Source organism: Pseudomonas aestuarii (assembly GCF_027988105.1).
GTDB lineage: Bacteria > Pseudomonadota > Gammaproteobacteria > Pseudomonadales > Pseudomonadaceae > Aquipseudomonas > Aquipseudomonas aestuarii.
Map to the genome: position 1 here is coordinate 64,667 of NZ_JAQJZJ010000015.1, position 14,357 is coordinate 79,023.

Annotated in this window: 1 protein-coding gene; it reads left to right on the plus strand. The window is 59.8% G+C overall.

Annotated elements, in window-relative coordinates; all coding sequences use genetic code 11:
• Positions 1-195: 195 nt before the first annotated feature.
• Positions 196-14,357, plus strand: a 14,162-nt coding sequence (locus tag PH586_RS22395) for a leukotoxin LktA family filamentous adhesin (RefSeq protein WP_271350023.1), incomplete at its 3' end; no start/stop codon positions are given.

The following is a 14,357-nucleotide window of genomic DNA, read 5'->3' on the forward strand; positions in this document are numbered from 1 at the left end:
CATTGCAGCCCATTTGCACGATCGCTGGCGGCGCGAACTGCGGCCTGGGGAACTTTGCTTTCAAGCGTCTCGCTGCAGGCGCTGGCGGCACCGGCGCACAACATTGTGGTGGATAACGGTACGGCGAGCATTGCCACCACGGATTTGACGCATACCATCCAAAATCACAATAGGGTGGCAGGCGTCCCGGTCAATGTGTTCAAGCACTTTGTCGTCGGTTCGGCCAACACCGTCAACCTGACGGTGCCGGACGATGCCACCAAACTGGTGAATATCGTCAAGGACAGCACCCCGGAAATTCACGGCGTTCTGAACAGCTATCAAAACGGCACCCTGGGCGGCAACGTGGTGTTTGCCAGCTCCCACGGCTTTCTGGTTGGCCCGTCGGGCGTGGTTAACGTTGGTCAATTGACCGTACGCACACCCACCAGCGGTGAGGTCGATGAACTCATTGCTGGCAGCAAGAGCATCGACGATACGCTGGCAGTCTCGCCTACCGGGCTGATCACGATCGATGGCAAGATCAACACCCAAGAGGGGATTGATCTGCAGGGCGCACGAGTCAATGTCAGCAGCGGCGGCAAGCTAATCGCCGGCAATGCCCTGGGTGCCAGTTATGTGGCGACGGCAGCGGTGAATACCGGTGACTACACCGCGCCCACGGCGCTGGTCAAAGACGGCGGCACCATTCACATTGTGGCGGACGGCATCCTGGGCACTGGCAATGCGCTGATTGCCGGCGACCTGCTGGCCGATGGCGGTATCACCATCGAAGCCAACAGCATTGATATCACCAGTACCGGCGTGCTGGATGCCCGCGACAAGGTCGCTATCAACGACAGTGGTAATGTCACGCTCACCGCCAGCAGCACTGTGGCGATCGGCTTTGGCGTGGCCCATGCTGAGTCGTCCGTTACCCTCGCCGGTAAGGTGCATGCCAAAGATGTGACCGCCACGGCGCATACCCAGGCAACGGCGTCATTCTATGAGGACCCGATAGGCGGCCTCACGGTCATGGCCCTTGGTCCGTTTACCGGCGGCGGCTTCTACCTGATGGCCGCCGATGCAGAAGCGACGGTCAATGTGGAGGGTACGGCCAATGTGCAGGCCTCCGGCAATGTGACCCTGGCTTCCGAGTCCCATGCAGTCAGTCAGGCCAGTCAGGTTACGACCTCCAGCGGGAAAGCCTCCCTGGCGTCCATCTACAGCACCAGCGACGCTACCAGTACGACCAAGATCAAAAGCGGTGCCACCGTGCAGTCAGGCGGTAACCTGACGGTAACCGCGCATAACGAAGCGTTTCTGGCGGCCAGTGCGCTGGATCTGATCGCGGCTGATAGCAACGAGGTCGTCCTGGCCATCGCCGTTGGCGAGTCGGATGTGGATGCCACCGCGGTGATTGAAAGCGGTGCGACTCTCGACGCTAACAACCTGGTGCTGGCGGCGGAAAACCAGAATTACTACTCGGTGTCGGCTTCTGCAATGGGCCTGAAGGATACCGAATATGGCATTGCCGTCGCGGTCGGGGACTTCGACACCAATGCCACGGCCGAAATGGGCGCGACGCTCGGCTCTGCCGGCGACAAGACCGGCAATGTCAGTATCACCGCGCTGGATCGCACGGTGCATCAGCAGGTCAACTCCAGTGTGACCGTGGGCAGCAGCACAGGCTTGCGCACGGCGGGTGCTAAGCCGGTTAGCTACCTCGGAAAAATGCAAGATGGCGTGACCAACCTGATCAATGCCAAAAAGCCTGCCGCTGCCGAAGTACCCAAGGACGGCGATGGCAAGATCTCCTTCAAGGGCGGTCTGGCCTTTACCATGAACCTGTCCGACCACGAGGCCTATGCCTATCTGGGTAACAACCAGTCCGGGCAGACCGACGCGCCGAAGATCAACGCGACCGGCAACCTGTTGCTGGCCAGTGCCATCGATCTGGGGACGGATAACGCATCGATCGCCGGCGGCAATGACAATGCCGCCCATGGCGACGATCAGGGTGCCTGGCGCAGTTCGGCGGTAGCCGCAGTGGCCTCGCCGAGTAGCCGCACCAGCGGGAGCAACCAGACCGGCTCTTCGGAAAAAAGCCTCGCGCTAGCGCTGAACTTCGCCATCAACAAAGGCGATGCAGTGGCCGAAATTGGCGACTACGTGGAAATTTCTGCGCTCAACGTAGGCGTACTGGCTCGGCAGAAAGTGCCGATCAGTAGCAGCTATGACAAGTGGGATTCCTTCTCCGATGTGCTGAGCAAGTTCAACGGCATCGGCGGCATGCAGAACAATGTGCTGACCACCTTTGCCAACGCCGGCACCTCGGCGGACAACTCCGCCACCGGCGGTTCGCTGAACGTGGTCTGGAACGATCTGGACACCAAGGCGTGGATTGGCGACAACGTCAAACTCACCACCACGGGCACCGGCAACTGGGCGGCCGGTCGGATAGTGGCGGGCAACACCGAAGCGCCAGCCGTGTTTGACACCACTAAACCGTTCAAGACCATCGACTACAGTTTCGACTTCGCCGACTCCGTGGATGTGCAGGCCTATAACCTGAACGAGAGTGTGCACTTGGCCGGCAATCTCGGCACCTTGGGGCTGATTCCCAATGGCAATGGCACCAATGAAAATGGCAAGTCGGTCGGGGCCAGTATCAGTTTCGTCGAGCAGACCGCCAATGCGGTTGCCGGAATTGGTGCGTCCACCCTGATAGTGGATGGCAATGTCAGCATCAAGGCGCACACCGATGAGCGCCATTTCCTGATTACGCCGTCGTCCGGCATGGGCAAAGGCCTGGGTTTCAACGGTGTGCTGGCGATTCTCAATAGCGAGTCACTCACCCATGCGTCACTGAGCAATCAGGCCAGCGTCAATACGACGGGTCTCGAGGTGCTGGCCGATCATGACTTTGGCAACTGGGCAGCCTCCGGAGCGTTCAACAAGTCGGATGAATCGGCCATTGGCCTGTCCATCGCAATCAACATCGCCCAGGGCGATACCAAGGCCTTTATCGGCGACAACAGCGCCGAGTCAGCCAAGGTGGCGTTTCAGCATGACAGCCAGCCGGCCCCGAGCGCGCCTACCACACCAGTACCGGACCCGCACGCCATCATTGCGAATGAGCTCAGGGTGCGTGCACGCAGCGCCGGCACCAACGGTTCGCTGGCAGTAGCCGGGGCGGTAACCACTGAACCCAATAGCGACCCCGGCATTGCCGAGAAATTCGAAAACTGGTGGAACAAACCCAGTTCGAGCGCAGCGAACAGCTATACAGCAGCATCATCCGGCTCGGGGGATGCCTCAATCGGTAATGCCGTCGGTGATGGCGCGGCCAGTCCGGACAGTTCGTCAGGGGACAGCAGCCCAGCGGTGGATGCCAACAAAACCGGCATGACGGCTGCCGGCAGCTTTGCCGTGTCGGTCAACAACATGGATGCCAAAGCGTTTATCGATGGCGCCACGATCCGCGGTAAAAATGCTGCAGACGTCAATGTCACGGTACAGGCGCTGGAAAACGTGATTTCCGCTGCCGCATCCGGTGGCGCGGCCCTGGCCAAGCTGGGCGCTGACTCGCCGTCGAACCAGAACACCATCGCCGGTGCGATTGCTTACCAAATCAGCTTCAATGATGCGCTGGCGCGTATCCAGAACAGCACCATTAGCAATGCCGGCGACGTCAAGGTGCAGGCGCTGCATGGTGGTGAACTCACCTCGGTGGCGCTGGCGCTGGCCATCACCAGTTCCTCGCAGACCACCACCGACAGCAACAATGGCGCGCTGTCTGTGTCTGGCGCTCAGATCTACGACGGCACCTCGGCGCGTATCGATAGCAGTTCGATCACCAGCAACAACGATGGTGATGACCGTCTTGAGGTTTCTGCCTACAACAGCGCCTCTGTCGGCGTGGGCGGTGGCTCGCTCTACCTGGGTGGCAAGCAGGGCGGCGGACTGGCCATTACCTTTGCCGAAATCAATGACCCCAGCGCGATGCTGCCGGGGATCAATCCCGACGCCAACAATGTGCTCAGCACGGCCTACAACGAAGACGTCTATAGCGGCTCCGCGGTTGAGGCGGTCATCAGCGGCGCTGACGGGGCGCGCAGCACGCTGACCAACTTTGACAGCGTGACCGCTTCGGCCAGCGCGGTGAACCGGATTGGTATTGGTGCTGCAGGCGGTGGTTACAACGGTGGTGTGGAAAATTCCAAAGGCTTCGCCGGCAGCTTTGCGGTGGGTTCGATTGGTGCCGATACCAAGGCGCTGATCAGCAAAACCGACATCAGTGGTGTGCAGACACTGCACGTCAACGCCAGCGGCGAAGACGCCAGCGACCTGGACACGCTGCTGAGCGCTCTGGGCAGCAGTACGATCAACAGCGACTACGACTTCAGCGGCACCGACGCCATCGACAACACCGAGGTATTCACCGCCGACGATGGCACAGGCTCGAGTTACGACGACAGTTCGGCCGGCAAGCGCATCATCGCGGTGGCCGGTGTGGTGCAGGTCGGCAAGAGCAATCTGGGTATGTCCTACGCCCATGCCGACGTAAAGAGTGATACCTCGGCGCGTATGGCCGATGTGAACGTCAATCAGGGTGTGGCCAGCACGGCCGATGTGGCCGTCAATGCCCGCGACAATTCGCTGCTGTACACCGTGGCCATCGGTGTCGGCGTCAGTACTGGCAAGTACTCGGGTGTCGGTTCGGTCGCGGTCAACCGCCTGAACAACCGCGTCGAGGCAGAGATCGGCGATTGGGCCGGTGCCGATAGTGGCAGCATCAATGCCGAGACGGTTAGTGTCACGGCCACCAATGACATGGACATGGTCAACGTCGCCGGTGCAGTGGCAGTGGGTACATCGGGTTCTACGGGGCAAGCAGGCGGCCTGGCGGTCGCACTCAATCTGGTGGGCACCGACGAGCACTCGACCAAGGCGCATATCGCCAATACCAGCTTGCAGGCCTCCGGCGATGTGTTGGTCAAGGCCACCAGCGGCGCTTCCAACGATCACAACCTGCTGGTCGGCAATGCCATTGCCATCGGCGCTACCGGTGGTTCCGGACTGGCCTTTGCCGGGGCGATCGGCGTCAACAATGTCGATCAGCTGGTCGAGGCGGCGATCAAGGATGTAGGCACTAATCGCAGCACCGATGCCAGCGCCACCGAAGGCGGCACGGTCACCGTGCAGGCCTATGATTTCACCGACAGTGTTTCCACTGCCTGGATGGGCACGGGCTCCGGTGGGGGTTCGGCGGGCGGCATCGCCGTGGCGACCAATAGAGTCGACTCGGACGTCAAAGCGGCCGTACTGGGCGACAATCTGGTGGTTGGCAGCACCACGCTGAAGGTGCAGAACCTGATCGTCGATGCCGCCCGCGACAACTGGTTGCTGAGCATCAGCGCGGGGGTTGCGGCGTCACCCAAGCAGAGCGCACTCGCCGGCTCGGTGAGTACCGGCATTATTGACGGTGATGTCAGCGCACGTATCGCTGAGGGTGCCAGCGTCAAGGCCTGGAACAATGTCTTGGTCAATGCCGACGCGTATAGCGAAAATCTGGTTGGCAGTGGCGCACTGGGGATCGGTCTGGGTAGCAGTGCCGGGGCAGTGGCTATAGCGACCGCGCTGGAATACGGCAACACCTCCGCGTCGGTAAACAATGCCAAGGTCATCGCCGAAGGCAAAGGCGCGAGCATGACCGTGGACAGCGGTGCACTGGCCAACTACGGCACCTTGCCGGATCTATCGACGTCGGGTCAGGCTGAGGACGACGGAGACGATACGAATGCTGCTCCGATCGATCGCGATGCACTGACCACCGGCTTTGCCTTGCTCGATCTGGACAAAGCCACGGAAAGCGTCGACGGGCTGGCGGTCAACGCCACCAGTCGCACCAAACAGCAGGCTATTACCGTAGGTGGCGCGGGTGCCGATTCGCTGGCAATCAATGTCAATGTGGCGACCAATCACTCATCTAATGAAACCACCGCCGAGATCAAAAACAGCACGATCAATACCGGCGTCAGCAATCAGAACGGTGCCGATGTACTGGTGCAGGCCAACGCCCATGAAGCCGGGCTGGCCATATCGGCGGGCGTAGCTATTTCCGGCGGTAGTTCGGGTGTCGGTGGCTTCTCCACCAACAGCCAGAAGAAGGCGGCCAAGGCCACCATCGACAGCAGTAGTGTGAATGCCGATGTAGTGAGCATCGATGCCAACAGCTCGAAAGTTGCCCAGGCAGTGTCTGCGGGCGTGGCTGCGGGCGGGAGTGGCCTGGGTGGCGCGGCCTCGGTGGTGATTACCGAACAGCTGGGCGACACCCAAGCCTGGCTGCGCGGCGGTACGCTGACAGCCAACGGTCTGACGGTTGCCTCTGACCGTCGTCAGGAAGCCAACGTTGCGGCCGGTGCAGTGGGTATCGGTGGGACAGCTGGCATCGGTTTCGGCATGGCGGTGAACATCGTCGGCGGTGACAGCAAGGCGCTGATCGGCAATGACCTGAGTGATGCAACCGATACCCGTACCACGCTGGTCAACGTCACTGACCTGACGGTGGATGCGCAGCGGCTGGAAAATGTTAATAGCCATGCCTTCGGTGCCGGTGTTTCTGCCGGGTTTGGCGGGGCGGCAATGATTGATGTCACCGAGTTCCGCGGCGAGACCCGCGCGGGCATTTTTGGCAAGCCCAACGGCGGCGGTTTCACTACCAAGATTCGTGGCAAGGACGGCCTCGAGGCGACCTCCACCGTTATCCTTAGCGCTCAGGAAATCCTCGACGCCAGGCAGTTTGCCCTGGGTATTGGCGTAGGCGCGAAGGTAGGTGTTGGCGTAGTCGCCAACGTGGTGCTGGGCCGCAGCCAGGTGTACAGCGAAGCAGTGGGCAGCGATATCAAGGCAACATTGCTGGATATCGATGCGACCTCCCAGCGCCAGTCCGACCTTACCAGCATCGCCGGCGCGGGCGGAGTGGTCAGTGCAGCAGTCAGCATTGGTGTCGCACTGTTTGGTCAGGGTGATAGCACCGCCGATGACGGCACCAATGCCGAAGATGAGTTCGATGCCTCACGCAGTGCAGCAAACACTGTGCTACAGACCGATACGGCCAGCTTTAACAGCCACTTGTCCAGCGAGGACCTTGCCGCCATCGAGGCAGACTCCGGCGCAACCCTCGAGCGCACGGCAGCACCGGCTACTACCACGGCCACCGATGCCGGCAAGTCACTGAAGTTGTCGGGTGAAAGTGTCACCGCTGCGCGGATCTCCGGCGGCGTGATCGACGTCGATACCCTGAATGTGAACAGCCGTGCCTTGCTGCATAACAATCAGCTGCTTGGTGCAGCACAGGTTTCGGCAGTCGGCATTGCCGGGGTGATCGGCATTACCCGCATGTATGACATGAGCATTGCCACAGTCGACAGCAACCTGACGGCCGACAATGTGGTGGTCGGTGCCACCATCGAGAATGTCTCCGACGAAGATGCTGCCGGCGAATCCCAGTCGGTTGTCATTGGCCTGGGCGGCGTCAGCGTGGTGGTCAATTACGTCGATATTCGTGCAGAAAACCGCGTGGTGGCCGGCGTTACTGCGGCCAGCGGTTCGGATGCCGGCGATCTGATCGTCACTGCGGCAGATACCACCGAGCTGCGTATTGGTGATATTGACCCGGGTCGGCCGGACGCTGCAACTGACGGTTCGCTGAACGTGAATCTGGGCAGCGCCGCGATTGGCGTCAGTTACGGCTATGTGGAGAAGGCCAGCGAAGTAGACGCCTGGCTGGGTAAGGCCGGCAGGCTGGTCGACGGTTACGACAACATGACCGTCAGCGCCAACAGTTCCGGTATGGTCAAGAGCACGGCATTTTCGTTGGCCGGTGGCATTGGTGCCGGTATCCAGGGCGTGGTGACTGACGCCCACGACAACTCCCACGCCAATGCCACGCTGTTTGGCACCATTGGTACCGGCAGCGGGCTGCTCAGTCTGTCTGCGCAGGTGGTGCCGGAGCTGTACTCCAGCGCCTACGGGGTGACGGTATCCGGCGGCTACTCCATGGGCGGCTCCTTCGCCTATGCCATGACCGATGCCGAAGCCCATGCGGCCGTGGCCGATGGCGTGCGCTTCACCGGCAGTGGTGACGTGATTGTACGCAGTGAAATCGGTGACGGCGCCGATGCCGACTATGAAACCGCCCATGCTGCCGCCTTCGCCGCGTCTGGCGGTTTGATGCTGGGGGTGGCCGGCGCCGAAGCCCGGGCCAGCAATAATGCGCAGTCGGTGGCCAGGGTTGGCGACTACGTCACCATCCCGGATGCCGACTTCAATGTCTACGCCCGGCATACCGGGGTACAGATTGCCGATGCCGATGGTTACTTTGTCGGCGCCTTTGCCGGCGGTTATCAGGTGGGGCTAGCCGAGTCTTTCAGCTCGACCCGTGTCGAGTTTGGCAAAGACCCAAATGCCTCGCTTGAGCGCACCGGCGACCTGATCCTGGATGCCAGTAGCCAGAATAACAATCAATCGTTCACCACCGCCGGTGGCGGTGGTTTTGTCTCCGGCAGTGCGGCGGAAGCCGTGGTCGAGGCGGGCGATCATGCCAACGGCAATTATGCGGCAGCGGTGCTGGTGGATGACTGGTACAGCGGCTACCGCAGCGTACCGATCGACGCCGGCAACGTGATCATTCGAGCGAGCAACGAAGTCAACTTCTTTGCCGGCACCGACTCGACCACCGTTTCCGTGGTCGGCGGTTCGGGTGCCGTTTCCGATGTTGAGGTCGATACCAACGCCAAAGTGGTGCTGGGCAAAAATGTCAGCCTGAATGCGTTGGATATCAATATCGATGCACTGAATCAGGCCAGGCAGATTCAAACGCCGTGGGATTCCAGTTACACCTCCAGCGTGTACGGCGCTGGAGGCGGTGGTGCCAACGGTACGGCAGCCCTGTCCAGCCAGAACATCAAGCACCTGCTGGCGGCGGTAGAGATTGGCGACAATGCCATTCTGAAGATTTCCGACCTGGCCTGGATGTACGAGGGATATCGCAATGGCATCACGTTGGATGCCGGCACCGAATTCTTTGTCTATGACAAGGCAGTGATCGAAGTCGGTGGTGCCTTGCAGGGCGCTGGCGCGGAGTCGGATGTCGATGTGCTGACACGCAATCAGGTCACCTTGGGTGACGGGGTGGAGTTGCGCAATGCCTGGGGCAAGATCGGACTGGGTACCTATTCGAGGGGCAGTGCGGCAGCCGAGGCCAATGTCAGCGTGTGGGCAATCGCCGGTGTGGCCGGCGGTATCGCCGATGTGCATGTGGATGTCGATAATACCCTGACGCTTGGCGACAACATCGTGATGGATGCCTACGACCAGATCAGCCTGTATGCCGGTCGTGGCTCCGACGGCCTGTATCAGAATCAGTTGGTCGCGGATGCCCGCAGCAATATCTATAACTGGACGGCGGTCCCCATCCCGGCCGGCAACAAGGCCGAAGGCGATATCGTTCTCGACAACAACGTGGTGTTCGGCGACAACTTCGCCATCGGTAGTGATGGTCATGTCGCCATTGGTGCGATCTCGGGAACCCACAGTGCCAGCGGTACCGGCGTCGAGAAAAACCCCTATCTGGAGCTGTTCAGTACCGAGAATACCTTCGGTTCCAGCAACAAGGCCGTCACCAATGTCCTGACCTTCAATGGCAGTGGCAGCGTGACCGCCGGGCAATATGCCTATCAGTCGGTGAGTATCAACCAGGCCGGTGGTATCACGCGCCAGCTGTATCGCTATGGCAGTGCCGAACAACAGGCCGACAAGTATTCATCGCGCGCCGAACTGCAAGCTTACATCGATGATCTGAATGCACAGATCGCGGTCTTGGACGCTTGGAGCACCACCGAGACGGTCACCGAAGGCACCACCCTTGGTGACGGGGATGGCGTGGGAACCGGCAGCAGTAGCGGCACCGATAGCACCGGCATTGTCAGTGTCAGCAGCAACCCCTACGCGAACGAGATCAACGAACTGCAAACTCAGGTGGTGCTGCTGTCAGCCATCGTTGATGACTTGTCGCCGCAGGAAAATTTCGCGATCAAGGTCGCCGATGTTCGGGCTTCGGCCGGCAATGTCAGCCTCACCTCGGGTTCGATCAACATGGCCGCTGGCAGTACGCCCACCTTTACCGCCAAGGGCAATGCCAACATCACCATCGACAATCTTTCCGACCGCCACCTGATGTTGGCGAATCTGGAGATAGCCAACCAGACCGGTGGCAATGTATTCGTCACCGGTGGTGCCAATCTGGGTAGCGCCTTTATCGATGAGCAGGCGGGCAGCAAGTCCGGCATTTACGTCAATCACGCACCAACCGGGACGAACTTCAAGAGCGCCGACGTAATCGTCGATGGCAACATCACCAACCTGCTATCCAGCGTCAATATTTCGGTTGCCGAAGGTGACCTGATTCAGCAGGCGCTGATCCAGGCCAATGCGGTCAACCTGAATGTGGACAACGGCAGCCTGCTGCTGAACAACCCGAACCTTGAGCAGACCTACGGTCGCGACCCCGACTCGCTGGTCAATTACACCCGTCAGTGGAAGCCTGCGAGCGCCACAGACTTCGTCCATTTTTATCTGAACGACAAGTATTCGACGGCGATTAATGCGACTGGAACTGCAGCCTTCAATGACTGGTTTAGCGGTCGCGCCTTGAGCATCGGTGGCTACCAGAATCCCTACTACCAGTCGTCGAGCTACGGCTACGACGAGATGAACATCTATTTCAACTGGGGCTTCAGCGATACCGCGGAGTACACCGGGGCGGATGCTGTAGTGTTCCTTATGGGCTCGAACGACAGTTTTCGTGGTGGCCAGTTCTGGAAATTCCAACCAGTGCTGGATTACCAGAGCAAGCTGTCGCAGACCGCCAGCTACAAAGAGGTTAAAAGCCAGCTGGGTGATACCGGCACCTCGATTATTGCCGAAAAAGTCATCATCAACGCCAAGCGCCTGGATATCAACGGTGCCATCGTGGTGGGCACTGACAACAGCTGGTCGGTTAACGTGGGGACTGGTTTCGACGCCAAGATTCAGCAGTTCGTGCAGGATGCAGGCTTGTCGGCCGGGGACTCCATCAATCTGACGCCGGGCGAAACCAAATACCTGCGAGTCGTCAATCCGGATTACCAACCGTATTTGTTCTTGCCGGACTACAGCCCGTATTTCTATCTGACCAAGACCTACACTTTCGATATCGCCAAAACGGCGGGCACCTCGGATATCAAGCTGAAATATGACGTGGCCAGCGGGACGCTGGGCATCGATGAGGTGCCGGTCAGTGGTGGTGGTTATGTGGCCATTCGTGCGGCCATTTCCTCGACCGGGGCGGACGGCAAGATCATCGTCAAGGATGGTCTCGGTCAAATCGCCATCAACAACGACTCCAACACCCAGTTGGTGGTCGGCACGCTGAGTGCCGGTGACGATGCCACGGGTGTTATCCGCATCACCGACCTGAACAAGTCGAGCAATGTGTCGCAGTGGTACATCCACAATCCGGGTAATCAGATCCGCCAGTACCAGACCGATGCCTGGGCGGTGTCGTATCTCGACCCGGAGTCGTCGGTCGACATGGGCAGCTTTGGCAGCAGCGGCACCACGTCGAGCATGACCTACAACCCGCTGGCAGGGCAGCTGTTCTACATCCGTGAAGGTGCAACCGTCGAGCGGACCTACACTAAGCCGGCGGACGGCTATCTGTCGAAGTACCCGACCACGGTCGGCGACTGGGTGTACAGCACCGACTGGAATACCGAAGCCAGCTATTACACTAGCTGCGCCGCCAAGCCCGAAGCCTGCTCCGGCGGTGTCGCCGCGCAATATCTCAAGCAGACTTACGACTACAACAGCCAGTCCACCAGCGGCTTTAACTGGAACATCAGCTACAGCGACTACTACGGCACCGGCCTGACCAATGCCGACCCCTATGTGCGCATTGCCACCCGACTGGATATGGATACCCATACCTACGTCAAGGCGGATCACTCGATCCTCTTCCAGTTCACCGGGGTGGCGGAAGGCAATATCAGTGTTGACTCGCATTCATCGATTCAGTTGACCGGCAACATCTACAACCCGCGCGGTACCACCAATATCCTTACCGATGCCGACTTCACGGCATCCAGTGCCTCGTCGATTACCTCCGGCATCACGCGTATCCAGGCCAATGGCGATATCGGCAGCGCCAGCAATGCGCTGGCGATCACCACCAACGAGCTGTCCTTGCAGTCCGATAATGGCTCGCTGAATTTCAATGCCACTGCCATGGGATCGGCCCTGAGCATCGATAAGCTATCGGCGAAGTACGACATTCTCGGTACGGCGGACAGGAGCATTGTCGGCAAAGATGCTGGTACGTTGATTTCAGCCAACACCATCGATCTCACCAGCCTGTCAGGCAGTATCGGCAGCCTCGGTACGCTGGGTGATCCAGCGACCTACAACTACCTCAATATCGCCTCGAGCGGTGCCGTTTCCCTGCACGCCGCCAACGACATAGTGGTTTCACAAGCCAGCGGTGATCTGGCGATTGAGCGCGTGGAGGCCAATGACAATGTGGTTATCCGGGTGGCCAACGGCAATCTGACCAATGCCCTTGGCCAGCAACAGAAGTCGGAGAAGGAACTGGCCTATGAGGCCTCGGTATGGGATTCGCTGAACCTGCTCAACGGTACTGCCGGTGAACGTGCGGTGACTGCCTACGAGAATCAGTTCAACAGCAAATACCACACCTACTGGATGCTCAAGCAGCGTCTGAGTGATACCAGCGACAGCGGTTTTACGATTGATGCTGTTTATCTAGAAGCCATGAAGGTTCGCTACGGCACCACGGATGTCACTCAACTGACAGCGCAGGTGAAGGCCGAGTACCAGGCACTTGCGTCCTGGTTCGCCGACCAGGTGGCCACGCCGGATATCTATGCCAATACTGCCGATGCGATTGGCCAGGAACAGAAAGGAACGCTGATCGGCTACGACTACGGCGCGCTGTTGAGCAGCGCTTATGACGACAGCTTCCGGCTGGACATTGATGCCGGCAGCAGCTGGTATACCCAGATGGTTGAAGGCTCGACCTGGAAGCAGAGTCAACTGGATATCAGTATCTCTGCCGCGGCCTTGAGTGCCGATGCGGCGGGGCAGCTGACGGATCGTGAGGCCAATATCGTTGCGCCGAATATCCACCTGCTGGCGAGTGGCGGCAGCGTCGGCAAAAATCTGCCTGACATGGTGTTCAGCGTACCGCGCGACAACACGGCCACTATCACCAACGCACAGAAATCTGCGTTGCTTTCGGCCGGGCCGGGTGACATCTCCACGGACGTTAGCGATGCCTCGGTCACCCTGACCGTCAAGCAGGTTGACCCGATCAAGGTCGACACGTCCGGCGCACTCAATGTGGCCGCGCGTGACTCTATCTATATCGAGTCGGCCTCGTCGCTACTCGTGGGTGAGCTGGCCTCGGCCAATGACGATATCCGTCTTATCGTGGATGGCGAAATCGCGGCGCAAGCCGGGGTGACCAACCTCAAGGCCCATGATCTGTATCTGGCTAACACCCAGGGCGGCATCGGTTCTGCAGCTCAGGCGCTGAACGTGCAACTCTCGGGTGCCTTGCGTCAGGCCGGCGCCGCCGGTGACCTGCATCTGAGCCACAGTGGCGCCAATTTGCTGGTTGGCTCCGTGGCTGCCGGCGGTATCCTGTCGTTGTCCAATGATCAGGACATTCTCGGCTACGACGCCAACCACTTCCTTCAGGGTTCCGGCATTGCGCTGGATGTAGGCTTGAATGATCTGGGCAGTTCGGCTAACTGGTTGAATCTGCAGTTTTCCGGGACTGACGAGCTCAGCGTACATGCAGCCAATGCCTGGCTGAATGTGCGAGATACCACAGGCTTTACCCTGGGTAATGTGATGGTGAATCAGCGCTTTGATCTGAAGTCAGTAGGCGCTGTCGATCTTACTGGTAATTTGAGTGCCGCCAGCCTGCGCTTCGATCTGGGTGGCGCGCTTAGCGCCAGCGGAGCGCCGCAGGTCAATGTGTCCGACGATCTGGAGATTTCGGCCTCCGCCATTCAGCTGGCTGCGGTGGCAATCAGCGCGGCAAGAGCAAGGCTGGAAGCGACTGGCGGTGGGCTAAGCGTGGGCGATCTGGCTACCACCAACGGCGACCTGACCTTGCTTGCTGCTGGCGCGCTGAGCACCTCGGGCATCGTGGATGCTCAGGGTGAGCTGATCGCCGATGCGCAGAGCATCAGCATGAGCAGCGGCTCTGCTTGGCAGGGCATTGGCGGTGCCACACTGACGGCTATCGA